The sequence below is a fragment of the Kitasatospora sp. NPDC001683 genome (assembly GCF_053596495.1).
This window is the reverse complement of record NZ_JBSFGK010000009.1, coordinates 104,624-129,970: the sequence shown is the minus strand read 5'-3', so window position 1 is coordinate 129,970 and position 25,347 is coordinate 104,624. Positions and strand designations below refer to the sequence as shown.

At 72.4% G+C, this 25,347-nt stretch carries 20 protein-coding genes and 1 pseudogene; 4 read left to right on the top strand and 17 right to left on the bottom strand.

The window, feature by feature from the left end; all coding sequences use genetic code 11:
* Positions 1-97 precede the first annotated feature (97 nt).
* Both ACWCYO_RS07640 and ACWCYO_RS07635 read left to right on the top strand, forming a co-directional pair.
* The gene (locus ACWCYO_RS07640; RefSeq protein WP_449783711.1) at positions 98-847 is read left to right on the top strand and encodes a ribonuclease BN; all 750 of its coding nucleotides are present in this window, start codon (positions 98-100) and stop codon (positions 845-847) included.
* Positions 848-1,001: 154 nt separating this feature from the next.
* Positions 1,002-2,804, top strand: a complete 1,803-nt coding sequence (locus ACWCYO_RS07635; RefSeq protein WP_449783710.1) for a hydroxysqualene dehydroxylase — start codon at positions 1,002-1,004, stop codon at positions 2,802-2,804.
* A 406-nt stretch (positions 2,805-3,210) separates the two neighbouring features.
* Here ACWCYO_RS07635 and ACWCYO_RS07630 read toward each other — a convergent pair whose 3' ends face one another.
* Both ACWCYO_RS07630 and ACWCYO_RS07625 read right to left on the bottom strand, forming a co-directional pair.
* The gene (locus ACWCYO_RS07630) at positions 3,211-3,633 is read right to left on the bottom strand and encodes an SRPBCC family protein (RefSeq protein WP_270150335.1); all 423 of its coding nucleotides are present in this window, start codon (positions 3,631-3,633) and stop codon (positions 3,211-3,213) included.
* 133 nt (positions 3,634-3,766) lie between these two features.
* Positions 3,767-4,468: pseudogene (locus tag ACWCYO_RS07625) on the bottom strand (phytanoyl-CoA dioxygenase family protein).
* 288 nt (positions 4,469-4,756) lie between these two features.
* Here ACWCYO_RS07625 and ACWCYO_RS07620 point away from each other — a divergent pair.
* Entirely contained in the window at positions 4,757-5,245 is a 489-nt protein-coding gene (locus ACWCYO_RS07620) for an RNA-guided endonuclease InsQ/TnpB family protein (RefSeq protein WP_449783709.1), read from the top strand.
* Between the two features lie 201 nt (positions 5,246-5,446).
* On the opposite strand, the gene ACWCYO_RS07615 is transcribed toward ACWCYO_RS07620, so the two are convergent.
* Both ACWCYO_RS07615 and ACWCYO_RS07610 read right to left on the bottom strand, forming a co-directional pair.
* Entirely contained in the window at positions 5,447-6,079 is a 633-nt protein-coding gene (locus ACWCYO_RS07615; protein WP_270150332.1) for a DUF4360 domain-containing protein, read from the bottom strand.
* Between the two features lie 201 nt (positions 6,080-6,280).
* Positions 6,281-7,285, bottom strand: coding sequence for an alpha/beta fold hydrolase (locus ACWCYO_RS07610; protein ID WP_449783708.1), 1,005 nt, complete (start codon positions 7,283-7,285; stop codon positions 6,281-6,283).
* A gap of 185 nt (positions 7,286-7,470) precedes the next feature.
* Between ACWCYO_RS07610 and ACWCYO_RS07605 the strand changes: the two genes are divergently transcribed.
* The gene (locus ACWCYO_RS07605; protein WP_270150329.1) at positions 7,471-7,845 is read left to right on the top strand and encodes a hypothetical protein; all 375 of its coding nucleotides are present in this window, start codon (positions 7,471-7,473) and stop codon (positions 7,843-7,845) included.
* Positions 7,846-7,917: 72 nt separating this feature from the next.
* Here ACWCYO_RS07605 and ACWCYO_RS07600 read toward each other — a convergent pair whose 3' ends face one another.
* The 13 genes from ACWCYO_RS07600 to ACWCYO_RS07540 form a co-directional block, all read right to left on the bottom strand.
* Entirely contained in the window at positions 7,918-8,736 is an 819-nt protein-coding gene (locus ACWCYO_RS07600) for a hypothetical protein (protein WP_449783707.1), read from the bottom strand.
* A gap of 2 nt (positions 8,737-8,738) precedes the next feature.
* Positions 8,739-9,089: a hypothetical protein gene (locus tag ACWCYO_RS07595; RefSeq protein WP_270150327.1), complete on the bottom strand. Its 351-nt coding sequence runs from the start codon at positions 9,087-9,089 to the stop codon at positions 8,739-8,741.
* 38 nt (positions 9,090-9,127) lie between these two features.
* Positions 9,128-9,946, bottom strand: a complete 819-nt coding sequence (locus ACWCYO_RS07590; RefSeq protein WP_270150325.1) for a maleylpyruvate isomerase family mycothiol-dependent enzyme — start codon at positions 9,944-9,946, stop codon at positions 9,128-9,130.
* Between the two features lie 392 nt (positions 9,947-10,338).
* Positions 10,339-11,442 (bottom strand): YncE family protein, encoded by a 1,104-nt coding sequence (locus tag ACWCYO_RS07585; RefSeq protein WP_449783706.1) that lies wholly within the window; start codon positions 11,440-11,442, stop codon positions 10,339-10,341.
* Positions 11,443-11,725: 283 nt separating this feature from the next.
* The gene (locus ACWCYO_RS07580) at positions 11,726-12,091 is read right to left on the bottom strand and encodes a hypothetical protein (RefSeq protein ID WP_270150321.1); all 366 of its coding nucleotides are present in this window, start codon (positions 12,089-12,091) and stop codon (positions 11,726-11,728) included.
* A 245-nt stretch (positions 12,092-12,336) separates the two neighbouring features.
* The gene (locus ACWCYO_RS07575) at positions 12,337-14,607 is read right to left on the bottom strand and encodes a Helicase associated domain protein (RefSeq protein ID WP_449783718.1); all 2,271 of its coding nucleotides are present in this window, start codon (positions 14,605-14,607) and stop codon (positions 12,337-12,339) included.
* A 211-nt stretch (positions 14,608-14,818) separates the two neighbouring features.
* Complete coding sequence (locus ACWCYO_RS07570; RefSeq protein ID WP_449783705.1) at positions 14,819-17,395, bottom strand: SbcC/MukB-like Walker B domain-containing protein; 2,577 nt, start codon at positions 17,393-17,395, stop codon at positions 14,819-14,821.
* 82 nt (positions 17,396-17,477) lie between these two features.
* Positions 17,478-17,843: an AAA family ATPase gene (locus tag ACWCYO_RS07565; protein ID WP_449783704.1), complete on the bottom strand. Its 366-nt coding sequence runs from the start codon at positions 17,841-17,843 to the stop codon at positions 17,478-17,480.
* Complete coding sequence (locus tag ACWCYO_RS07560) at positions 17,843-19,006, bottom strand: exonuclease SbcCD subunit D (RefSeq protein ID WP_270150318.1); 1,164 nt, start codon at positions 19,004-19,006, stop codon at positions 17,843-17,845. The genes ACWCYO_RS07565 and ACWCYO_RS07560 overlap by 1 nt, the downstream gene beginning before the upstream one ends.
* Before the next feature lie 397 nt (positions 19,007-19,403).
* Positions 19,404-21,233: an ATP-dependent nuclease gene (locus tag ACWCYO_RS07555; protein ID WP_449783703.1), complete on the bottom strand. Its 1,830-nt coding sequence runs from the start codon at positions 21,231-21,233 to the stop codon at positions 19,404-19,406.
* A 339-nt stretch (positions 21,234-21,572) separates the two neighbouring features.
* Entirely contained in the window at positions 21,573-22,271 is a 699-nt protein-coding gene (locus ACWCYO_RS07550; protein WP_449783702.1) for a helix-turn-helix domain containing protein, read from the bottom strand.
* Entirely contained in the window at positions 22,268-24,412 is a 2,145-nt protein-coding gene (locus ACWCYO_RS07545) for a hypothetical protein (protein WP_449783701.1), read from the bottom strand. Before ACWCYO_RS07545 ends, ACWCYO_RS07550 begins: the two co-directional genes overlap by 4 nt.
* Before the next feature lie 5 nt (positions 24,413-24,417).
* Positions 24,418-25,035: a DNA-binding protein gene (locus ACWCYO_RS07540; RefSeq protein WP_449783700.1), complete on the bottom strand. Its 618-nt coding sequence runs from the start codon at positions 25,033-25,035 to the stop codon at positions 24,418-24,420.
* Positions 25,036-25,347: the final 312 nt, after the last annotated feature.

Sequence of the window (25,347 nt, the reverse complement as noted above, 5' to 3'; positions counted from 1 at the left end):
GGACGATGGCGGCCGCGCACCGCGCGGGCGAAGGCGGCGTGGCCGGCGTGGATCGGGTGCTCCGCTGAGCGGGCGTCGGCTGAGAGAGCTGAGAGAGGTGTCCGGGAGGGCCTGGCGGCGCGGCCGGGAGATCGAGTTGCTGCACCGGTCACTGGCGTTCGCCGCGCTGTTCTTCCTGACCCTGGTGCCGCTGCTCATGGTGATCGCCGCGGCTTCCCCGGCCCGCGGCAACGGCATCGCGGACTGGATCACCGACGGCCTCGGACTGTCGCCGCGCGGCAGCCAGGCGGCCGGCATGCTGTTCAGCTCTCGCGGGCGGATCCTCAGCACCGCCACCGCCTTCGGCCTCGCCGCCGCCGCCGCGTTCGGGATCTCCCTCACCAGTGCGCTCCAGGCCGTCTATGAGCGGATCTGGCGGCTTCGCGCCGGTGGGTGGCACCAGATGTGGCGACAGGCGGTGGCACTGGGCGGAGTGACCGCGTACCTCGTCATCGCCGCCTGGAGCGGCGTGCCATGGCATCACACGGCCGCCCAGCCCGTCCTGCGGATCCTCGCGACGCTGATCGGCGGCCTGCTGCTGTTCTGGTGGCTCCCGCATCTCCTGCTCGGCGGCCGGGTCCCGTGGCGGGACCTGCTTCCGGGCGCGGTCTTCACCATGGCCGCACTGGTCGGTTTGCGGTTCTTCTCCCGCCTGGTCTTCGCGCCGCTGCTGATCTCCAACGCCGTCTCGTACGGGACGGTCGGGACTGTCCTGGTGGTCCAGTCCTGGCTGACCGGCGTCGGCTTCACGGTGTACGGCGGCGCGGTCGCCGGATGGGCGCTGCGCGGTGACGGAGACAGTGAGTAGCGGCGGCCCGCTCGGCGCTGCCGGCGTCATGCGGTGGGCCGAGGTGTGCTGGAGGGCTTGACATCCTCCCCCTCCTGAAGGGAGGGGGATCCTGCTCGGCCCCTCGCGGCGGCCCTGACCGTGCCTGCCGATCGCGCAGGCTCGTTGACGGGGCATGCGAACGATCACAACAGCCGCACACACCCGGCGCGCCCTGCTCACCACGGCGGCCGGGGCGGCCGCCGGTCTCGGCCTGGCCGACGCCGGGCCGGCGCGGGCGGCGCAGCGGCCCCACCGACAGGACGGGCGAGCGGGAGGGCGGGTCGCCGTGCTCGGCGGCGGGGTCGCCGGTCTGAGCGCGGCGCAGGAACTGGCCGAGCGCGGCTACCTGGTGACGGTCTACGAGCGCAACGAGGTGCTGGGCGGCAAGGCCCGCAGCACGGACGTGCCCGGCACCGCCCGGGGCGGGCGGCGACCACTGCCCGGCGAACACGGCTTCCGCTTCTTCCCCGGCTTCTACCGGAACCTGCCCGACACCCTGCGCCGGATCCCGCTGCCCACCGGGCCGGTCGGCCGCACCGTCCACGACAACCTGGTGAACGCCACCGAGGAGCTGTTCCCCCGCGTCGGCGGACGACCGGCCCTGCGGCTGCCGTTCCGTACCGTGACCGCTCCCCCGCTGCTCGGCGAGCTGCTGCCCGACGCCCTGCTCCAGACGCTGACGGGTCTGCTGGACACCGCCCTGCACCTGCCGGCCACCGAGGTGGCGTACTTCGCCAACCGGCTGCTGGTCCACTTCACCAGCTGCGAACCACGCCGCCACGAGCAGTGGGAGCGCGTCCCGTGGTGGCGGTTCATCCGGGCCGGCGAGATGTCGTACGACTACCAGCGGCTGCTCGGCATCGGCATCACCCGCAACATCGTCGCCACCAAGGCCGAGGAGGCCAGCACCCGCACCGTCGCCCGGATCCTCCAGGCGTTCGTCTACAACGTCCTGGGCCGGGGCAACGACGGCGAGCCGGACCGCGTCCTCAACGCCCCGACCAGCGAGGCCTGGATCGGCCCCTGGGAGGCCCGACTGCGCTCCCTCGGCGTCCGGTTCGAACTCGGCGCCGAGGTCCAGGAGCTGCTGTACCGGGACGGCCGGATCACCGGCGTGCGGCTGCGGGACGTGGACAGCCCCGTTCTCGCCGACCACTACGTCAGCGCGATGCCGGTCGAACACGCCCGCGCCACCTGGGGCCCCGGACTGCGCGCCGCCGACCCGCAACTCGCGCGCTGCGACCGGCTGCGGACCGACTGGATGGTCGGCGTGCAGTTCTACCTGCGCGGTCGCACCCCGATCGTGCACGGCCACGTCGACCTGGTCGACTCGCCCTGGGCCGTCACCTGCGTCGGCCAGGCCCAGTTCTGGCCCGACCGGGACTTCCGCCGGGACTACGGCGACGGGCAGGTGGCCGACTGCCTCTCGGCGATCGTCTCGCAGTGGGACGCCCCGGGGATCGTCTACGGCAAGCCCGCGCTCAAGTGCACCCGCGAGGAGGTGGTGCGCGAGACCTGGGCCCAGCTCAAGGACTCCCTCAACGGCGGCGGCCGGCGCGTCCTGGACGACGCGGACCTGCACACCTGGTTCATCGACCCGGCCGTCACCGGCCTCGGCGGCCCGGACCCGGCCAACCGCGAGCAGCTGCTCATCCACCCGGCGGGCACCTTGTACGACCGTCCGTCCGCCGCGACGGCCGTGCCCAACCTCTTCCTGGCCGGTGACTACGTCGCCACCGACATCGACCTGGCCACCATGGAGGGCGCCAACGAATCCGCCCGCCGAGCGGTCAACGCCCTGCTCGACGCCGACGGTTCGCCGGCCCCGCGCTGCACGGTGTGGCCGCTGTACCAGCCGCCGGAACTGGCCGCCCTCCAACAGCAGGACGAGGCCCGCTACCGCCGGGGCCTGCCGAACGCCCTCGACCTGGGCTGACGGCGCGGCGACGCATCGAACGCCGCTGGAAGGCGAAGGGGTTGTGGCCGCCCGGGGCGGTCGTTGGGCGGCGGGCCTGCTTCAGGCGGGCCGACTGTCGTCGCGGTAGTGGAAGCCGGTGTCCGGGCCGCCGGTGAACACCACCGCGTCCTGCCCGGGTCCGAGAGCGTCCAGCAGCACCTGGAGCGCGCCGTCGGCGTCCTCGTGGGAGCGGTGCAGCCCGGGGCCGTGGGCGAGGTGTCGGCGGTGCGCAGCGGTCGGTGGGCGAGGGCGGATTCGAACTCGCGGCTGCCGGGGCCCCGGGAGGCCGGTGGAGTCGGCCTCCCGGGGCGGGTTCTGTGCTCGGGGGGCGTGGGGGGACGTTTCGCCGTCGTCAGCTGCCCTCGGGCGCCGATCGGGGCCCGGTTCAGGCGTAGCGGTCCTCGATGAACCGTTTGAAGCGGCGCAGGTCGCCCCGTACTTGGAGGTCGAGCACGCCGAGCTTGTCGGCGGCCTTCTCGGCCAGGCCGGTGGGTTGGAAGGCCATGGTCATCCGTACCCGGGTCCGGGCCGCGCCGAGGGGTTCGAAGTCGACCGTGCCGGCGTGCTTCACGCTCTCGCCGGTGGTGCGCCAGGCGACCCGTTCCTCGGGCACCCGCTCGATGATCTCGGTCTCGAACTCCCGGGACAGTCCGGCGATCTTCGTCCGCCAGTGGGCGTGGCGGTCGTCCAGCTGTCTGACCTCCTGTACGCCCTCCATGAACTGCGGGAAGTCCTCGAAGGTCGCCCACTGGTCGTAGACGACGCGGACCGGCGCGTCCACGTCGATCGACTCCTCCACCGTGCTCATCGCCGCACCCACCTCTCCACGCCGTCCCGTCCACGGCCGCCGGGCGGAGGGTCCACGGGCGGCACCGCTTTCAATCTGGTCCCTGTGGCGAGCAGCGGCAACCGGCGCACCCTCGGGCGGACGAGCCGAGCGGCTACCCGGCGCTGTGGGAGGTGGCCGTGTCCGGGCCGGGGGTGTGCTGTCCCAGGCCCCGGCGGACCGCGATCTCCACGGGTGAATAGGCGCCGTCGGGCCGTTCCAGTTCGTACGGCGTGGCGGGCATCAGCGGCGGCTGGGCCATGAAGCGCGGCCGGGTCCCGTGGTGCGGTTGCGCCGCGTGCACCAGGAACGGGTGGCACAGGAAGACGTCGCCCGGGGATCCGGTGGCGAGGGCGATGGGCCGGTGGTCGGAGGCCGCCACCAGGTCGGGTGCGAGCGTCAGCCCGCTCGCGCCGTCCTCCCCGTGCTTCTCCAGCACCTTCGGCACGTCGAGGTGTGAACCGACCCGGATCCGGGTCGGGGCGTCCTCCTCGCCGACCTCGCTGAACAGGAACAGCATCAGAAGCCCGGTGCACTGCGATCAGACCCGGTAGCGCGGCTCCCAGCGTCCGGCACCGACGAGCAGGTCGTACGCGCGGTGCAGGGACGGGGAGTTGGGTGCGGCGGCGAACGGTCCCTGCGCCATGCCGGCGACCCGGTGCACGGGCTGCGTCCACGTCGACGGGTCGTGCGGATCGCAGCCCGTCTCCCGCCACAGCAGCCGGGCGCAGTCCGCGGCCACGCGCGGCGCGAAGGCGCCTTCCAGCTTCACGAAGCCGTCGCGGAGGAACCGGGATACCAGGGTCGTGTCGTCCATGCCGCCATCGTGCGGCGGCGCCGGTCCCGGTCACCCGACGTTCTCCGCACCGCTTCTGTCGGGTGATCGCCGGACCGTTCCCGCCGCCGCCTGGACGCGGCCTCCGATCGCGGTGCCAGGAGATCACCTTTGATCTCCCAGGATGCCCCGGCCTTCAGGCCGGGGAGATGGGGGTCCCCCCGCCCGGAGGGTGGGGGAGGGGCTTTGGTTCGGAGTCGCGAAGCGGCGGAGTGACCTTCGCAGGTTCTGACGTGAGCCGTTGTCAGTGCCTGTCGGTAGGTTGATCTGGTGCACCTTCGGTACTCCTGTCGCATCTACCCGACGGCAGGTCAGCGCACCGCGCTCGCCCGGACGTTCGGGTGCGCGCGGGGGGTGTACAACGACGCGTTGTCGGCACGGAAGGAAGCCCGGAAGGCCGGTCAGTCGTACCCGAAGTCCACGGACTTGCAGAAGATTGTGATCACTGCGGCGAAGAAGACCCCGGAGCGCGCGTGGCTGGCCGCGGTCGGGGTGGACCCGCTGATCCAGTCCCTTCGGGACCTGGACACGGCCTACCGCAACTTCTTCGACGCGGTGTCCGGCAAGCGGCAGGGGCGGCCGGTCGGGCTGCCACGGTTCAAGTCGAAACGCGACACTCGGCAGAGCCTGCGGTTCACCCGCAACGGGTTCCGTATCCGGTCCAACGGGAAGCTGAACCTGGCGAAGATCGGCGATGTGCGGGTGAAGTGGTCGCGAGCGCTGCCCGCCGATCCGTCGTCCGTGACGATCGCGCTGTGACCTCAATGCTGCTCGCAACATCCTGGCCGCCGGGCAGGCGGACAGGCTAAACGCCCCTGGAGGGCCGGTCAGTCCTGGTGCGGCGATCCCGCCCCAGACACGGCCCGTTGAACGGGGAACCCGCCTCGGCGACCTGCCACGCACGGGTGTCCGTGCCGCAGGCGCGGGAGGAATCCCCGTCCCTTGAGGGCGGGGAGGATGTCAATGACACTGTTTCAAGGCCAGGCGGTACACGGTGTTGATCCTGCCGTCCGTCGAATCCATCTCCATGAGGCTGGTGGCGTTCGGGCTCGAGGTGCCGCGCTCGACCTGCAGTTGGGTGTCGATGTCGAGGCTGCGTTCCTCCCCGCAGGGGGCGAAGACCAGGGCTGCGACGTCCACAGTGTCACTCGTCTGCCAGTCGTTGTTGAACCCGCCCTTGAAGTGATGGGTCGAGTTGGTGGTGCGGGGGTCGCCCTGGAAGTGGTAACTGGCCCGCTGGGTCCCGGACGCGCCCGGTGCCAGCGACGCGAAGCCGTTGTAGCCGGCGGACACGATCGCGTAGGTGAAGCCACCGGGGACGTGCACGCTCAGGTTGAGCTGGCAGTCCTTCTGGAAGTCGGTCGGCGACGCCCCGGGCCCCACCCGGGCTAGGTAGTTGCTGTAGGTGACGGTGAAGGCGGTGTTGTCAGGGGACACGGCCACGGAGGCCGTCCCCGTAGGGCAGCCGGAGCCGGTGGCCGCCACGCTGTCGATGACGATCCGGTCCGGCGGCGGGGGCGGGCTGCCGCCGAAGGCCGACGAGCCGAACAATGACGTCGCGACACCGGTCGCGGCCAGCGCGCGGAGCAGCATGGGCTTCCCTTCGATCGTCCACGGATCCGGGGCGGGCGTCGCTTTCCGAGCCCGATCCCCGGATTTCACGTGGGCATCGCATCACACCGCCGCGTTTCCGCGCACACAACGTGACGATCCAGTCACTCGAACAGCCTTCAGGGTGGAGAGCTCCCCTGGGCCGGGTGGGGAGTCAGCGGGGAGCCCTTGCCCACGGCCCGTTCAGCGGCACAGCCGTGCGACGAGCTCCAGCTCGTGCGCCAGCAGTCCCGGGTCACGCGGGCCGGCGTGCGGGGCGCTCAGCGACCGCACGCGGAAGCGGTTGTGCGGTGTGGCGTCGTCCGCCTCACGGATCATCAGGTCCTGGAGCGGCAGCGGGATGATGCGGTCCTGCGTGTAGCGCACGAACGTACGCGGCACCCGGCCCCACTTCTCCGGCAGACCGCGGGCGTCCTCGCTCGCGCCGACCGCCGCCGACTCGTCCGGTTCCAGGATGTTCATCAGCGCCCGGACCTCGGCGTCCGGCCGGTCGGCGGCGATCGCCTCCTTGACGATCGCGAAGAACGCGGGGTCGCCCGAGCGCCAGTTGACCCGGCTGACGCCCAGCTCCGGCGGCGTCCGGACCCCGGGGATCTTGAAACTGGAGCTGGTGGCCGCCTCGGGGGTCATCATCAGCCGCAGCGCCGAGGGGTGCCCGGTCGGGCAGAACGCGGAGGTGTACACCAGGTGCGCGACCAGCTCGGGCACCCGGTTGGCGACCGCGTTGAGGGTCGCACCGCCGAGGCTCTCCCCGACCAGCACCACCGGGCCGTTGCGGCGCGCCCGCCGCACCACGTCGATGACGTGCGCGGCGAAGTCGCCCAGCGTCACCTTGGCCAACGGGGACGGCTCGGTGCGCAGCCGCTCGAGGTCCTGCGGGCACTGGTAGGACGCGGGGAGGTACGCGCCGAGCCCGTGCCCGGGCAGGTCGACCGCGATCGCGCGGTGTCCGCGCAGACCCAGCTCGCGCACCAAGGGCTGCCAGTAGAAGGAGTTGCTCCCCGAGCCGTGGACGAGGACGAAGGTGGGCGCGCCGCGCCCGGGCCCGTCCGCGTGCGCGGTGGAGGCGGCCGCGCCCAGCGCGGTGACCGCCCCCGCCCCGGCCACGGCCGCCTTCAGCGCGCTGCGCCGCGACGTCCCGCCGGCCTTCGCGTTGCCGCTGTTGGACCTGTGCTGTTCCTTGGCCATGGACGGCCTCCTCCTTGGGTGTTGAGTGCGGCTTTTCGTCCCTGAACGGTGTCAGGCGCCGCCTTCATGCCACCGGCAGACGACTGTCAGAGGACCGACACCGCAGGTCACCAGGGATTCGCCGGGCGGGCTCGGATCCTGCATGGCGGCGGGCCGACCGGTGGGCGCTCTCTTATCCTTCCGGCATGACGAGCCCTCAGCACGATCCCGAAGGGGACGCCGCCATGGCCCGCAGCGCCATCGACGCGTACCTCACCAACCGCGCGCGGTACTGGGAGCGGGCCGCTCAACAGACGAGGGCGGCCGATGCCCTGGCCGTGTACCGGGCCGCGCGCAACCGGCTCGCCCGGTGGAAGAACGAGGGCGTCGTCGACGACTGGATCGCGAGCGCCGTCGTCGAGGCCGCCGAGCAGGACGCCGCCCGGATCGGTCGCGAGGCCGCCGCCGCGAGGACCGGTCCGGCCCTGCACGCGACGGCCGTCCGCCACACGGAGGCGATCCGGCGCTGGCTCGGCACCCACGGCCACGGGCTCGGCGACGACCTGTCAGAGGAGGCTTAGCCGCACTTGTCCGGGTGACGGCGGCCGTGTCCGGGGCGTGCCCCGTCCTGCCTGTGGCCGGCAGGCCCGGCGTCAGTAGGCCTCGAACGACCAGAAGACACCCACCTCGTCGTCGGTCACCGCGATCAGGCCCAGGTCGCGTCCGAGGTCCAGACCGTTGAGGTACGCGGAGGTGAGGAAGCCGTGGGAGCGGGTGCCCTGGAGCCCCGCCGCGAGGAAGTCCGTGGCCGGGTCCGAGGCGGCGGCCGTCGCGTTGGTCCAGTAGGAAGCGGTGGGGCCGTACCGGCCGAGCAGGGTCCGGGCGTCCGCCAGCAGGACGTCCTGGTCCGGTCGGGAGCGGACGGGGGAGGGTTCCGACGACCACTGCTCGGCCATGACCGCAAGCGCGGTGACCGCTGCCCGAGCGTCCAGGCGGTGCAGACGCTCGGGGAACTCCGACGCGGCCGGGGGGCCGAAGGGATACGCCGGCACCGTGCGGCGCGCGGTGTTGGCACGGTCCTCGTCCAGCCGGACCCAGCCACGCGGGTCCGCGACCTCGCGGTGCAGCACGGCGAGGACGTCGTGCGCCCAGTCCTCGTGGCGGCGAGGACCGGTGGCCGCGAACGCGTAGACGTCCTCGAACAGCCGTAGGGCCGCCGCGTTCCAGGGACAGCGACGGCTGCGGAACTCCGCGAGCAGGCCGCCGACCTCGCGGACGAAGACGTCCCTCGGCTCGCGGGGGACGGCCCGCAGCCGATCGAGGGCCCAGCGAACGAGTTCGCCCGCGCCGTCGGGGGCGAGGCCGGCCGGTACCTCCGTGGACGGGAGGTCCGTTGCGCGCCAGAGCGCCTCGAGGTGGGAATCGAGCAGGTCCAAGGCAAGCCGGTCGACGGGCAGGGGCGGCGGGATCACGGTCAGTCTCCCTGGGACCAGGCGGCGATCGGCAGGGACAGGTAGATGCCGAAGTCGACGAGCCCGGTCGCGGCGCTGATGTTCGCGTGGAGCGCGTCCACGCGCTCCTGCCGGTCGGCCGCCCTGCTCGCGAACCACTTCGACTTGATCTCGATCACCACCGTCAGGCCGCTGCGGTCCAGTGGGCCCAGCGGCCGGAAGCGGAGCTCGACGTCCCCGGGCTGCAACTCGCCGTCGTACGGCTCCTCCGGGCACTCCACGGCCAGGGACACCAGGTGCGGCAGCACCGAGGCCAGTTCGCGCAGATCGGACTCGGGCACGGTGGGCGCATGGGTCACGTCGACGAGCGGCATACCGACACCCTAGACGGAGCGGCGAGCGGTCGCGGTGCTCAGGGGGCGGTGAACAGCCTGGCGAAGGCCGGGGCCAGCCATGGGCGGCGGCCCCAGGCGAGGACCTTGCCCCGCAGGAGGGCGTCGGTGGCGCTGTGGCGGCCGAGCGCGATGAGGAAGAACGCGACCGGCTCGGTGAGGATCGTGCAGTCCGGGCGGCGTGGTGGCTTCCGGCTGACGACGGCGGTGCCGTCGGTGAAGGTCACGGCGAAGTCTTCCAGGGCGCGCACCCGCAGGTGGTAGCAGGCGCTGTGGCCGGCCGCGGTGCGGGCGTCGACCACTCGGGGCATGGCCGTGCGCAGGAACGGCATGGTCAGCCCGACGCGCCGCCGGTCGAGCGGGTGCGGGCGGTGGAGGGCGAGGGCGATGTCGTAGAGGTGGGCCAGCATGTGGGTCAGCAGGTAGGCGCCAAGGGTGTCCAGGTCCATCTCGCCGAGCGGGGTCGCCACCGGATCGGTGCCGGTCCGCGGGGCGGCTGCCGCCGTGAACTGCCGTGCCTGCCGGGCGATCTGCGCGGCGAGGACGGCCGGGTCCCGTTCGGGCCGCTCGGCCAGTGCGGCGGCGTTGGCCGCGGCCAGCGAGCCCGGAGTGCCGTCCCCGTACGGGCGTTCCTCGCCGGCGGCCAGTGCGGCCATCAGCTCGTTGGCCATCGCCAGGTGGGCGGCGGCCTCGGCGACCGTCCACTCGGATCCGGGTATCGAGGTGTCGCCGCGGCAGCCGGCGAGCAGGGCGACGGCTTCGTCGCCGACCGCGGTCACCGTCTCGAAGAGCGCGGTGCGTGCGGCGCCGGGCCGGTGCGGGGGGAACGGGGCGTTCATCTGATACCTCCGTGGATACCGCCGGCTTCAGCCGGGGGTGGGGGTCCCCCCGCTTGTGGGGGAGGAAACGGTCCTCCTGCGGAGCGGGACAGGTGACGACGATTCGCCGTCCAGGCGGACCGTCGCCCATAGCCAACCGTAGCCACCTCGGCACGGGCGGTAGCATCTCTGATGCCCGATCGGCGAGGTCTGTGGAGCTGGTGTAAGACCGATGGGCGGCACACCGTCCCTCCGCCGGCAACCCCAGGTCGGCAACCGGCCGTGAAGCAGAAAGCCCGACCCGCGAGGGTTGGAATCCTCCGGCTCCAGCCGGAGGAGGATGTCAAGTGCCGCTGTCCATAGTCGCGGCAGCGCCCCCGCCCGCTCGGTGGGCGGGGGCCGTCGTGCGGGCGTCAGTGGGCGATGATCTGGAGGTTGGCGCTCTGTCCGGCGGTGCCGCCGACGTAGAAGGTGTGGCCGTCGGGGCCCAGGGCCAGGCCGGTGAGGTCGGTCTCGTCGAGGTCGCCGGCGCTCTCCGCGGGGACGGGGGCGCCGGTGGCGGTGTCGAGGGCGAGCACCGAGGCGGTGCCGGCACCGTAGTTGCTGTCGGTGAGGTAGAGCCGGCTGCCGTCGGCGCTGACCTGCGGGTGCTCCAGCTGGTCACCGCTGCCCGCGGGTTGGAAGGTGGTGGTCACGGTGTCGGTGGCCGGGTCGATGAGGGTGCTCGCGCCGGTGCCGAGTTCGGCGAGGCCGAACAGGCGCTTGCCGTCGGGAGTGAACGCCAGGTTGTAGTCCAGGTTGGTGGCGGTGCCCCGGACGGTGCCGGCCACGGTGGGCGTGGTGGCGGCCGTGGTCACGTGCACCACGCCCTGGCTGGTGCCGACGTACACGTCGCCGGTGCCCGGTCGGGCCGCGGGGGCGCCGACGTAGGGGGCCGGGATCTGGACCGAGGTGGTGAAGGCCTGCTGCGCGGTGGCGAAGGCCAAAATCCGGCTCTGGCCGTTCTGCCGGTAGGCGGTCGCCCCGTTCTGGGAGACGTACAGGGTGGATCCGTCCGGGCTGAAGGCCAGTCCGGAGGTCGAGCCCGGGGTCCAGCCGGCCGGGCGGGGCTGGTCGGGCAGAGCAAGGGTGGCGAGCAGGGTCAGGGTGGTGGTGTCCACCACGCTGAGGCGCTGGCCGTCGAGCACGTACAGGCGCGAGCCGTCCGCGCTGAGCGCCGGGTGGGCGCTCCACTGGAGGGCGCCGAGGGCCAACCGCCCGGTGACGGCGCCGGACTGGGTGTCCACCGTCTTCACCGTGGAGGTGTTGTCGGCCTCGGTCACGGCGACGTAGGCCGTGGCGCCGTCGGGGCTGACCACCGGTGCGGCGTTGCGGGCGCCGACGGTGATGGTCGCCTCGGTGCCGGACGGCGGGGTGTCGGCTGCGGCGGCCGTGGCGGCTGCGCCGGTCAGGGCGAGCAGGGCCGCGGCGGCCGCGGTGAGCGTCGCGGCGGTGCGGCGGGTGGTCGTGCGGGACATCGGTTTCCCCCTCTCGCGCCGCGAGCTGCGGCGCCGGGGGCAGGCTAGCCCATGCGGGCGAAGATCTGATCGACATACGGACGGCCGTACGGTCGGCGGTGGCGGCCTGGAGAACGCCGAGCGCGCCGAGGACGTCGGCGCGCTGGGTGGTGGTCGAGCCGTTCGGGGTCGGCGGCGCCGCGGACGAACGCGGTCCCGGCCGGGGCGGGGCCGCAGGAGCGGCACCGGTCCCGCCGTGGTCCGCTCCCCCGGGGCGGGACCATGACGGGACCGGTGGCGTCTGTCAGTACGAGGCGCTGGTGGCGCAGCGGCCGGTGTCCCCGTTGCACACGACGACGTACGAGGTGATGCCGGAGTCCAGCAGGTTCTCGGTCCAGGCCGTGTCACCGGGGATGTTGGTCCAGTTGCTCGAGCTCCCGCCGTTCGACTGGTGGAGGACCACCCCGCATGCGGCACCGCCGGTGGAGGTCGCGTAGCCCTGCACGTGGTCGTGCCCGTCGTAGAACCTGTCCACCATGCCCCCGGCGCAGCCGGGGACGTTGGCCCCGAAGGTGGTGTCGGCCGACGCCAGCCCGGTGCTGAGGCCCAGACCGACGGTGGCGACGGCGACGACGGCGCCGAGGCGGACGGCGGTGCGCTTCCTGATCATCAGTTGTCTCCTGGTGTTCGGTGGCTGATCGCCTCGACCACCGCGCCTGCGGGCCCCGCGGTCAGGCCCGTTTCCCGGGCGGGTTCGCGGACCCGCCCGCAGGCTCCGGAGGTCGAGATCACTTCTCGAGGGCCGGGGGCGTCGTGACCAGCGGAAGCCCGTTCCCCCCTCGATCGTTCGCACAACAGAGTGCCCGTGCGCCGGCGCGTTGGAGAACGACGTTCGCCTGACGTTGGCCTGACACTTCAGCCGGTGACGGTTTCGGGGTGGCGGTGGAGGGCGTCCAGGAGGGCGCTCTGGCGGGCGGTCAGTTTGCCGTCGGTGCGGGCCTTGGCCTGTTTGCGCAGCCAGGCGCCGGGGCGGAAGGTCGGGTCGTCCGCGAGGCCGGTGCGGTTGGCGGGGCCGGTGAGGGTGCCGCCGGCGGCGAGGTAGGCGAGCAGGCGTCGGTAGGAGCGGTTCCAGTCCGGTTCCAGGCGCCACAGTTCGTCCAGGGCGTCGAGTTTGGCGACCTGGTCGGGGTTGAGGTTGTCGGCCTTGCGCTGGCGGCGCATCCAGGCGCCCACCGCGTAGTCGTCGAGTTTCGTGGTCGCCGGGATGGCGAGGTGGCCGTGGCGGTGGTGGAAGGCGGCGGCGTAGGCGGCCCCGCGTTCCCAGGCGTTGGCGTTCTTGGACCAGATCATGCCGAGCGCGTCCAGTTCGCTGACGCGGGCGGGGTCGAGGAGGCCTTGGCCGTGCAGGTGGCGCTGACGGGTGAGCCAGGTGATCAGCTCGATGTGGCCGATGCGGTCGGTGGGGTCGAGGTGGCCGTGCTGGAGGTGGAAGAGCGCCGCGACGGCGTGCATGCGCTGCCACTCGACGGCGCGCGGGTTGAAGGCGCGCAGTTTGACGGTCTGGAGGATCCGCGCGGCGTGCCGGCGGGCGTCGATCCGCAGCCACTCGCTCGGCGACTCCGCCGGCGCGGATTGCCGCTCGGCCTCGGAGGCCTCGGCCGTGGCGGTGTGCCGGGTGCCCTGGGAGCGGTGGGCGCGCAGTTCGGTGATCCGGCCGACCACCCGGGCGTCGTGCGCGGCCAGGGCGCGCAGGACCCGCCAGATGGTGCGGAAGGAGGACGCCTCGATCTCGGCGTCGGCTTGGGCCTTCAGGGCCTGGCCGGCGTCGTGGACCTCGGACGGGTCGGCGGTGGCGGTGTCGTCGCCGGCGGCGGGGGCGGGCAGGTGGACGGGGATGATGATCCAGGAGACCTTGGCCTGCCGGTAGGACTGGCGCAGCGCGCGGCCGACGGCCTGGACGATGTCGATGACCGAGGACTTCGGGTCCGCGAAGCAGATGCCGTCCACGGCGGCGACGTCGATGCCCTCGGACAGCAGGCGGGCGTTGGCGAGGATGCCGCACTCCTCGCCGTCCTCGCCGGTGTGGGCCTTGAACTCGGCGAACGCGGCCCGGCGCTCGCGCAGGCGGTCGGTGCCGGCCACCGCCTTCGCCCAGATCCGCTCCGGGCGCTCCGCGTCGGGCAGCAGTTCGGAGGCGTCCGGCAGGTCGGCGGCGAACGCGCGGGCACCCGCGATCCGCGAGTGGAAGGTGATCACGCGGCGCAGGCCGAGGTCGGCGACGGCGCGCAGCACCGCGATCTGCAGGGCCAGGCGCAGCAGGTCCTCGTTGCTGCGCTGGGTGCGCAGGTCGGCGACGGCGGGGAGGTTGAGGAGCTCGCGCAGGTCTTCGTCGGTGACGACGGGGACGAGGACGCGGTAGTCGGCGAGGTAGCCGTGTTCGATGCCCTGGCCGAGGGTCCAGGTGAACACGGTCTTGCCGTAGATGCGTTCGTCGTCCATGGAGCAGATGACGGTGCCTTCGGCGACGTCGACGACCTCGTGCGGGACGTGGTTCTCGTCGACGATGCGCGGGGTGGCGGTGAGGTACAGGCGCCGCGTGGCGGGGACCTGGTCGTCGGTGTGGACGGCGGCCCAGGGCTTGCCGTCGGAGCCGGCGGTGCGGTGGGCCTCGTCGATGACGACCAGGTCCCACGTGGGCAGGCCGTGCAGCGAGTGGGCGTGGACGATGCGCTCCAGCGAGGCGTAGGTGGCGTACACGGTGACCGGCTCGCCGGGCTTCTGCGCCTGGACGAGGTCGGCGATCCGGGCGGCCTGGGTGGTCACCTGGGCGTGGATCCGGCCGCCGGCCTCCGCGCTCTCCAGGGCCTCCTCGCGTGAGCAGGCCGCGATGGCCAGTCCCCGGCGGCCGCCCTTGGTGGACCAGGACTGCGCGGTCTGCTCCAGCAGTTCGATCGTCGGCACCAGCACCAGCACCCGGCCCTTGGCCGCCAGGCGGCGGGCGCAGCCGGCGGCGATCAGGGTCTTGCCGGAGCCGGTGGCCGCGACGACGGTCGCCCGGCCGCCGTTCTTGACCTCGCGCACCGCGGCCGCGACGGCGTCCTTCTGGAACGGGTGCAGCGGCAGCGGATTGACGTCGCTTCCGGACACCTGCGCCGGGGGGACGGGCGTCGCGGCGGTGGTGGTCATGGTCACCACAGCGTTGTCTCTCTTTCTGCTGCTGCTTGGGGCGCCGGTTGGTGGGCGCGCTTCACTACGAACTGAGGCAGGAGCCTTTCTCGATCGGTGAGACAGGCTCCTGCCGCGCCTTGCCGCAGGCCGACGCCCGGCCGAGGAGCTGGAGGGGTCTGGGCGACCCTGATGGCGGGAGATCGTACCGGGGAGAGCCGGCTCGTGGACGTCAGTAGGCCGGGGCGGCGGCCATGGCCTTCACGGTCGAGCCGTCCTGGCTCTTGCGGACCTGCATCTGGGTGGGGATGCGCCGTCGCAGGTCCGCGACGTGGCTGACGACCCCGACGGTGCGGCTGTAGGAGCGCAGTTCGTCGAGTACTTCGAGGACCTCCTCCAGGGTCTCGTCGTCGAGGCTGCCGAAGCCCTCGTCGATGAACAGGGTGTCGAGCTGGCTGCCGCCGGCTTCCTGGGCGACCACGTCGGCGAGGCCGAGGGCCAGCGCCAGGGAGGCGAAGAAGGACTCGCCGCCGGAGAGGGTGGTGGTGTCGCGGGTCTGGCCGGTCCACTGGTCGAGGATCTCCAGGCCGAGGCCGGAGCGGCCGCGCCCGCTCGTGCGCGCGTCGGTGTGGGACAGCACGTAGCGGCCGGAGGACATGCGTTCCAGGCGGGTGTTGGCCGCCTTCGCCACCTCTTCCAGCCGGGCCGCCAGTACGTAGGCCTCCAGGTGCATGCGGTACTGGTTGTCGCCCGAAGTCCCCGCGGCGAGGTCTGCCAGATGCTTGGCCACGTGGTGCTCTTCCAGGAGGGGTGCCAGTCGCCCGATGCCCTGTGTGAGGTCGTCGATGTGGCCGAGCAGCGTCTCGCAGCGGTCGCGGCTGGTGCTCTCGGCGATGGCCGCTGCTTCCGACCGGTCGGCGGCGGCGGCGAGAGCCGCCTCGGCAGCCTGCTCGTCGGCCGGTTCTGCGGCGGCGGCCTCGGCGAGATCCGGGTCCTGGAGTGTCGCCGTGTGCGTGGCCTGGGCTGTCCGCCAGGCGTCCATTTCGCCTTCCTTCGCTGCCAGTTCGGCACCGGGGATCAGGGCGTGGCGGGCTTCCTCGGGTGTGGCGAAGCCTGCGGCCACGATCTCGGTCGCGACTGCCCTGGCCGCGCGGTCCAGATTCCCCGCGGCCACTGCCACCTGCTGGATCGCCGCCCGTGCCCGGGCGAGCGCTTCCGCTTCGGCGGTGAGTTCGGCGCTGCGAGCGGCGATCGTCGGGGATCCGGCCAGGGCGTCGGCGAGACGCAGGGTAAGGATCTCCTGTTCGGCGCTCTGGGTCTCCTGGCGGCCGAGGTAGTCGCCGATGCGTCGGCCCAGGCTGGCGAGTTCGGATGTCCGGGTTGCGCGCGTCTCGTCGAAGGCGCGCAGTTCCTCGTTCGCGGGCACGGCATCCGCGGCGGCGACCAGGAGGTCCTTGTGGGCCTGCTGGGCGGCACGGTGACGCTGCTGCAGGTCGGCGGTCGCCTGCCCGTCGGCCAGTTCCTGGGCTGAAGCCGCCTCGGCCGTGAGCCGGACAAGGTCCTGTTCGGCGTCCTTGCAGGCCTGGTCGGCCTGCTGGTAGGCCTCCTCCGCGCGGGCCTCGTCCTCCCTGCTCGGGTGGCCGGCGGCGGTGGTCGCCGGCCGGGGATGGACCGGCGAGCCGCAGACCAGGCAGGGTTCCTGGGGACTCAGCCGGGCGGCGAGTTCACCGGCCATGCCGTCGATGCGCCGGTCGCGGATCCCGCGCGCGTGCGCCGCGCTGTGGATGACGGCTTTCTTGAGCTCGTCGACGTCGGACTGGGCCTTGGCGACGTTGGCGGCCAGTTCGTCGCGTCGGCGGGCTGCGGCGAGTTGCTGTTCGAGGGTCGGCAAGGCGGCGGCGAGCCTGTCGGCCTGGATCTGTGCCAGGTGGGCTCTGTCGATCCGCGCGGTGTGCTCGGCGCGTCGGGTATCCGCCTGGTCCAGCCAGTCGGCGATCTCGTCGTGGTCGCTCTGGGCCTGGTCCAGCTCGGCCTTGAGCTTGGCGAGGGAGGCTGCCAGTTCTTCGGAGCGCTGTTCGTCGTGGCGTAGGGCGTCGAGGCGGCCGAGGTCGTTCTTCAGCCGGTCCTCGGTGGCGGTCAGCTCCTCGTCGGTGTCGTTGCGCTGCGTGTCGGCCAGTCGTGTCCTGGCCTGGGCCTCGGCGTGTCGGGCCTCCTGGTGGTCGTGGTCCGCGTCATCGAGGGCCTGGATAAGGGGCCGGACCTGCTCAGCTCGGCGACCGCGTTCCAGGGTCGCCTGAAGGTCCTCGAAGGCCGGGGCCTGCGCCCGCAGCGCCGTGAGGGCTGAGGCGGCGGTGCGGTGGCGCAGCTGGCGCTCCGCCAGGATGCGGACCTGTGCGGCTCGGCTTTCTCGGATGCTGTGGTGCGCTCGGGCGTCCCGCAGCGCGGCGGCGGCCGCCTGGTGGGCCTCGGCGGCTCTGCCGTGGACGGCCTGCGCCCAGGCGAGTGCCGTGGGGTGGGTGGTGTCGATGCTGTCCTGGGTGGGGGCTGGTTCCTCGACCGAGTCGGTGATCGGGGTGCCGGCGGTGTCCTGGATGCGGTCGATGTCGCGCAGGACAATCCTGCGGGCGTCGTCGCAGCGCTGGCCGCTCTCCTTGGCGTGGTCGGTGAGCCAGCGGGCGATGTCGCGGAAGCGGTGGGTGCCGAAGAGGCGCCCCAGGACGGTGGCGCGGTCCTCGGCCTTGGCCCGCAGGAATCTCGCGAAGTCGCCCTGCGGCAGCAGGACGACTTGGCAGAACTGCTCGCGGTTCATGCCCAGCAGGGCTTCGATCTCGCGGGCGATCTCCTGGTGGGCGGCGGAGACGGGTTTCCAGAGGGCCCGGCCGAGGCTGTCGTCACCGTGCCGTTCCTCCAGGCTGGCCTTGGCCTGCGACCGCGTGGTGCCGTTTCCGTCGCGCCGGGCCCGTTCCTGCTGGGGGGGTGCGCACGATCCTCAGGCGGCGCCCCGCCATGCTGAACTCCAGCTCGACCTGGGTGAGCGTGGCGGGGTCGGCGTGGTGGCTGCGCAGCGCCGTCTGGTGCCGCTCCCCCGGTACGTTGCCGTAGAGGGCGTAGCAGACGGCGTCGAAGATGGTGGACTTCCCCGCGCCGGTGGTGCCGTGCAGGAGGAACAGCCCTCCTTGGGAGAGCGTGTCGAAGTCGATGCTCTGCCGGGTGCGGAAGGGGCCGAAGGCCTGCAGGGCGAGGGTGTGCAGGCGCATCAGCTGATTTCCTTCACGATGTCGTTGCGGCGCGTGGCCTCGACTGCTCGGCGCAGGAGGTCGTGTTCGGCGGGGGTGGGGGCGTGACCGGCTCGGACGTGGTCGACGAACCCGGCGGTGATCTCAAGTTCGGTGCGGTGGCGGGTGCGTTCGGTGTAGGTGGCGCTGCCCCGGGGGCCGTTGTCCTCGGGGGCGAAGGTGAGCTGGACGGTGCGGGGGAAGCGGGTGCGCAGGCGGTCCATGGCGTTGATGGGGCGCTGCGGGTCGGTGAGGATGACGTGCAGCCACGCGTCGCGCAGGTGTTCGTGCTGGTGGTCCTTGAGCAGGACGTCAAGGTGCCCGGTGAGGGTGTCCAGGGCCCGGGGGCGGGGGCAGGGGACGGCTTCGGCGGTGAGGTTGGCGCCGGCGTCGAGGTCGACGAGCCAGGTGGTCTTGGCGTAGCCGGCTTCGGAGAATGAATAGGCGAGGGGGGAACCGCTGTAGCGGATGCGGTCGGTGACTTTCTGCGGGCGGTGGAGGTGGCCGAGGGCGACGTAGTCGATGCCCTCGAAGACGGCGGCGGGGACGGTGGGGATGCCGCCGGCGGTGATGTCGCGTTCGCTGTCGCTGGTGTGGCCTCCGGTGACGAAGGCGTGGGCGAGGACGACGGAGCGGGTGCCTGCGGGGCGGGTGGCGAGGTCGGCGCGGACGCGGTCCATGGCGGCGCCGAGGACGGCCTCGTGGGTGGGTTTGTCGGCTGCCATGTTCTCGCGGGTCAGGAACGGTTCGAGGTAGGGCAGGCCGTAGAACGCGACGGGTCCGTGCGCGTCGTGCAGCACTGCGGGTGTGTGGCAGGTGGCGGGGTCGGTGCGCAGGTGGATGCCGGCTCGTTCGATCAGGCGGGACGTGACGCCAAGACGCTGGGGTGAGTCGTGGTTGCCGCTGATCATGATGACGGGGACCTGGAGGTCGGCCAGGCTGTTGAGTGCGTGGTCGAAGAGGGCGACGGCGTCCAGGGAGGGGATGGCCCGGTCGTAGATGTCGCCGGCGACGAGGACGGCGTTCACCTCCCGTTCCCGGACGACGGTCAGCAGGTGGTCGAGGAAGGCGCGCTGGGCGTCGATGAGGGATTCTCGGTAGAAAGTGCGTCCGAGGTGCCAGTCCGAGGTGTGGAGCAATCGCATGGTCGCTGACCGTAACCCTTCGGGTGTGGTGTGCGGGCCGACTTCGGTGTTTTGGTCGGCAACGGGGATCTGTGGGAATCACTGGAGGCCCGGGGTACTGCACCGCCACCGGCAGGTGAGTGAGCGGCGGGCGCGAGGCAGGAGATTGTCAGTGCGGCGGGAAAGAATAAAGCCAGAGAGGGGGAGAGATGACTTCCGAGCAAGGCCCTTTGCGTAGCGGTTTCCCTGCTCCGAACGGGTGCCGGTGGTGCGGCATCGACGAGCGGGTCCACGCACGGCAGTGGGTGGAGGAGGCGGGCTGGCACGCCTGGGCCTCCCCCACCAGCGAACAGCGCAAGGCCCGGATGAAGGCACGACGTGCCGCCCAGCTCCAGCAGGACGCACCGTCCGGAAATGATCAGCCCGCACTCGCGCGCAAAGCCGCGAATACCTCCCGAAGCTGCAGCGGCACGTCGGAGGCGGAACCCAGGGATGTGGCCAGCTCGTAGACCATTTCGGGTTTACCGTCAGGACTCGTGCTTCCCTGATCCTTAATCATGTCCAGAATGTCCTTGCTAAATTTCCGGCCACCGCGGTGAGCCTTGAAGTGCGCGGCCTCCCAGGGCTGCTCGCTCTCACGGCGCGGCCACTTGCGGTTGGCCACTCGGGCCCACTGCTCGTCCTCGAAGAGCTCCTCGAGTTCGTTGAAGTTCTCAGCCTCGCCGACGAAGGACACCTGCGTCGCGGGATCGAGGCCGAAATGGCGCAGCCGGTCGTCCCTGAAGAACTTGGCGACGTTGCGGCTGTCGGCATCGACCAGCAGCATCACGGTGCGGCGCTGGGCAGCGAGGTAGCGGGCGAGGTGGAGGGCGCCTTCGTTGTTGTTGCAGGCCCACAGGGCGATGCCCGCCGCTTGCAGGGACAGCCCCTGCGAGAGGCGGAAGAGCACCGGAATCGCCTGCTGTTCAGTCGCCCCCTCGACGGCGAGGAAGCAACGCTCGTGGAGCAGGACGGAGTTGCGCAGGCCAAGTGCGGAGGCGATCTGCCCGAGGTGCAGGTCGATGCCCTCGTGCGTGTCGTCGGCGAGGCGCTCGATGACGGTGCGGCCCGCTTCCAGACGCAGGTGGACGACATCGGCGATGTCCACTCCGTCGATGAGGTTCATCGAGTGGGTGGCCACGATGACCTTGACGGCGTCCGTCGCGCACTGGCGGCGGATGAGGTCCATCACGGTCCGCTGGTGGGTGTAGTCGAGGTGGGTGTCGGGCTCGTCATAGACGACGATCGTCTGGACGGGCGGCATGTCGTCCTCGTCCGGCTGGGGGTCTTCCAGGAGCCTGCTGGTCCACTCCCAAACGGCGAGGGCGATCCGGCGGTTGCTGCCGCGGCCGGACCTGGAGAGGTCGACCCGTTCGCCGTGGGCGCGGGAGATGTGCAGGTGCGCGTGCTTGAAGCCGTGGGAGAAGGAGACCTCCGGTTCGACGGAGACTTCCACGAGGTCCGGGCAGTGTGCCTTGATGTGCGCGCACAGGTCAGCGGCGTCGTCCTTGACCAGGCCTGTGACCTCGGACTCGATCGTGCGTAGGCGGCCCTGCAGCCCGTCGTCCGCCAGGTGGGCCTGGTAGCTGCCTGCCAGTGCTGTGTGGACGGCCCGGTCCGGGCTCTCGTCCTTGCCACTGAACGACAGTAGTCTCGGCAGCCGTCGCACCAACTGCTTGGGCAGGGCGGTCCATTCAGCGACCTGTGGGGACCGTGCCGCGTGTGCGGCCAGCGCCGCTTGCAGGTCGGCCTTGAGTCCCTTGCCCTCGACTTGCAGCCCGAATACCTCTACCAGTTCCTTGAGGGCCGGGACGAGCAGCGAGTCGAAGCCGCGCAGCCTGGGGTCGCACGGGAGCTGGGCCCGGTACTCAAGCACGGGCGCGCTGTCGCTCTCCACTCGGCGTCGGATCCTCAGCTCGGCCGGAAAGCCCATCCCCTGTTCGGAGGTGTCCAGGGCGAAGCGGCCTTCGACCCATGTCGAGGCGCAGCGGGTCGGAACAGCATCGGCAACACCGGCTGCTGGCGGGTTGTCGTAGGTCCGGTCCTGTTCGACCAGGCGGTACCCTCCGAGGAGGAAGTCGAGGGCGGCGAGTACCGCGCTCTTCCCGCCGTCGTTGTGGCCGGCCAGGATCGTCGGCGCGCTGACGGGGATGTTCTCGACCAGCGTCAGCGAGCGGAACCCGCTGACGGTGAAGTCCTTCAGGTGCACAGTTGCCGCCGCTCCGCTCTCCCTTGCCGCCGCACCGTACCGCAGGCAGCAACCAGCCTGCGGCATAAGGTTTCTGACGCCACCCCCGCCGCAGGTGACCATCGTAGGCTCATCAGCACGGCGCCCGTGCCTCGACAGCGGAAGACCGGCTGGCTGGAGAGAGGCCAGGCCTTGGACCGCCCGGCCGTCGGCCCGCTCTCCAGGAGCCTGGCCGAACCCGGCTGTTGAGGCACGCGCCCTGACCCGAGTCGAACGCTCAACCGACCGATCCACCGTTCACTGGCCGGCCGAAGCGCTCTCGGCTCCCATGGGCGTGGTCGGATGGAGGCCGCCCTCCGACTACTCGGGGATCCAGCCGCGGACCTCCAGGTACCGGATGTCCGCGTCCTCGACGGCGCGGCCGGTCTCCACCAGCCAAGCGCGCATGGCCTCGGTGACGTCGCCGTGGTGGTCGGCGACGCGCTGGGACCACTCGGCGGCGTCGAAGCCGCCGGTGGAGGCGGAGCCGTAGGTGCGTTCCTCGGTGCCGTCCGCGCGGGGGATGAAGCCGCGGCGCAGGCCGGCGGAGTCCTGCTCCGACCCGGCCGAGTACACGTACTGGTCAGCCTTCATCCGGACGGTGAAGGCCAGGCGGCCGCCGGCTCGGCCGGTCTCGTGGACGACCGGCGCGAGATGGCTCGCACCGGAGCGGATGGCCTGGCGCCCGGCGCGGCCGGCCATCGACTCCCCCGGCACCCCGACCGTGTCCTTGCCCCGCACCCTGGCCTTCTGCCCCGTCTTGGTGCGGCGGCGGACGGTGTTGGCTTCGGCGATGCCTGCCAGGGCGTCCTGGTCGCGCTCTCCGCCGCGCACCGCGCGGACTACCTGGCGCAGCGCGCCGACGAACGCGGCGCCCTTGCCCTTGGTGAAGAACTGGCTGACCAAGGAGGCGTCGCGGCCGAGCATCTTGGCGACCTGCCGCTTGCTGTAGCCCTGGTCGATGAGCTGCTGGGTCAGCCTGGCGGCTTCGTTCGGGTTCTGCGGGTCGGCCGGGCTCACTGGTCAGCTCCCTTCTCGGCGAGTTCGGCGCGGCCCAGGCCGCGCAGTTTGAGGTACTGCTCCTGGCTGGTGGGGTGCTCGACGGGGCCGGTGAGGTGGCCCTTGAGGAGGTAGTCGCCCACTTCGCCGCGGTAGGGCCAGGGCTGGCGCTCGGTCAGGGCGATGCCGTCGGTGCCGAAGTAGACGACGGTGCCGGGCTTCGCGTGCAGGGCGCCGGCGTGGCCGATGACCTCCTTGTCCTGGCGGTACTTCATGTCGAGCAACGCCGCCCGCGCCCCGGACCACACGTAGGCGGCCCACTCGGGGTGGGCGTAGGGGTCGCGGGAGAAGCCGGCCTGGCGCTGCCAGGTGACGACCTGGCCGTCCTGGCCGAGGATCTCCGCTCCGGGCGGGAGGGCCTCGCCGGTGGGCGTGGTGCCGGAGACCAGGCGCGGGCGCTGGGCGAAGCCGCCGAGTCCGAACAGCAGGACGCTGCGCACGGCGCGGGAGGCGAGGTAGGCCGCCTGCCGCTGCCGTTCGTCGGCGTGGATGCGGGAGAGGTTGGTCAGGTCGGCCCAGGCGGACTTGAGGCGCTTGCCCCATTCGTCGAGCGGCTTGCCGTCCTCGAAGAGCAGGCCGCCGAGGATCTCGATCCGCCACGGCGCGATGTGGTTCGACAGGGCGAGGTGGACCTCGGCCCCGCCCGCCCAGGTGGTGAAGGTGGCGCCGGGCTCGCAGGGGTAGATCCAGGCGCGGTCGCCGGTGACGGGGGCCGGCAGCAGGCCGACGTGGTTCCAGCCGGCCGGGACGGTGACCTTGATGTTCCAGTGGGAGCAGGACATCAGGGCCTTGGTCTGCTCCTGCTCGGTCATCGCGGCGAAGGCTGCGGCGGTGATGCGGCGCGGTGTGCCGACCGGGGACTTCCACAGGTGTTTGGCGTAGGCGAAGGTGCGGTCGTACTCCACCAGCGCCGGGAGCTGCTCCGGGACGCGCGGGGGCAGGATCAGCTCGGTGCGGCCCTGGCCGCCGGTGGCGTGCAGCAGGCCGCGCAGTTCCTCGGACAGGACCGGGTAGCCGCCCGCCCACTTGCCGGTGGTGGGGATGGTGCGCGACCACAGGTCCCGGCCGGTCTGACTCGGGGAGCCCATGAGGACCGCGTCGTCCCAGTGGCGGCGCAGCGCCTGCCACAGCAGCGTGAACGCCTGGCGACAGGTGACGACGTCGGCGCCGTCCGGGTCGAACCACTCCCCCATGGAGCGGATCTCGGTGGTGCCGCTGTCGGGCGCGGCGGCGGGGGCGTAGCGGCCGACGGGCTGGCGCTGGTGGACGAAGTGGCCGGCGAGTTTGTCGCGGCCGGAGCCGGTGGCGGTGGCGGTGGTCCACCGGTCGCTGGGGGTGTTCAGCCAGGCGGCGACCGCGTCCTTGAGGGTGGAGTAGCGCTCGGCGCCGTCGTGCCAGGGGGCGCCGGCGGTGATGTAGACGCGCTCGGTGCCGGGTGCGGTGGCGAGGACGGCGTCCAGGATCTCGCCCGGGGTGCGGGTGCCGAGGTCGAGGCGCACGGTCTGGTCGCGGACCGCGAGCACGCCGGCCGCCGCGTCCAGGAACACCGTGGAGCGGGCCTGCTGGGTGAAGTTGGGGCGTTTGGAGGACAGGCCGGTGGTGACGGCCTCGAACCGGGCGCCTGCCGGGCCTTCGGGGAGGGTGGGCAGCTCGCGTGGGCCGGTCTCGGGCACCGGAGCGGTCAGCGCGATGGCGGGGGCGGGGGTGGGGGCGGGGGTGGGTTGTTCGGGTACGGCGGCGGGGCGGGTCAGCGGCGGGGCAACGGCGACGGTGGGTTCGGCGGCCGGCGCGGCCGCCGGGGCGGGTGCGGGCGCGGCGGCGGGGGCCTGGTCGTCGGGCTTGGCGGCGCGGACGGCGGCCGGGGTGGGGTCCAGCAGCGGGGCGATCCGCACAACGTCGCCGACCGACAGGCCGGAGGCCTTCGCGACGGCCGGCGCCTGGGCGCCTTCGTAGCCCGCGAGCCCGGCCACCCGGCGCGAGCGCTGGGCGGTGAGCTTGTCCAACTCCTTCCGCGCGGCCGCGACCGCCTTCTCGGCGGCCGTGATCTCGGCGCGCAGCTCGCGCAGACCGGCGAGCTCGGCGGTGTACGTCTTGCGGTCCATCAGGCTTACTCCCCCTCGTCGGCGGTGGCGGTCGGGCTGGCGGGGACGTAGGCGATCGGGCCGCCGGAGAGCGACGGGAGGCGGGTGCCGAGCAGCAGGCCCGCCATGCGGGCGTCCTGCGGGTCGGTGGGGGTGGCGGCGTTGGCGGGGGTGGTGAGGTCGGTCAGGTAGCCGGCCAGGCGGGCCTTGGTGAAGCGGTGGCGGCCCGTGGTGCCGGCGGTGCCGTCGGACTCCCACTCGGCCAGGCCGGTCAGCACCGCGACGACGAACCCGGCGACCGTCACCGGCAGCACGGCGCCGGCCGCGACCCGGGCCGGGTCGCAGCGCCACCAGCCGGACAGCGCGGCCAGCAGCTGCGCCTGGTCCAGCGCGGTGCCGAAGCCGATCCAGGTCCGGTCCGGTTCCTCGACCCGTGCGGGGGCGTCCGAGCGCAGCACCGCCACCTCGGGCGTGCCGAGGGCGCTCAGGTCGGCGGCGGGCCGGGCCTGCAACTGCTGGAGCACGGCCAGCGGGAACACCTGCCGGCCGCTCTCGCGCACGCCCGGGACCACGCCGGTGGCCATCAGCTTCCTCACCGTCGGGATCGAGCACCCCAGCGCCGTCCCGGCCTGCCCGGTCGTCACGAACACACCCGCCGCCCCCTATGCCTTTCCATTCACCTTGAAATGCGATATCGACACTACGGCCCGCCACCGGCACCCGTCCACGTGCCTCTCGAGTGAGTCGTAGGAGCAAGCGGGGGCCGGCGCCGCATCATGACGGCGCCTGCGCCAGGCCGGCGGGCCGGGGCGGCCGGTCAGGGGGTTGTGAGCTGTTCCGTCGCGAGTGAGCGGGAGGAGACGACGCCCCGGTTTCGGCCGAACTGCTCGGCGAGGTCGGCGAAGCAGGCACCTTGGGCGCTGCGGGCGGCGAGGTCGGCGTCCTCTTGTGGGGTC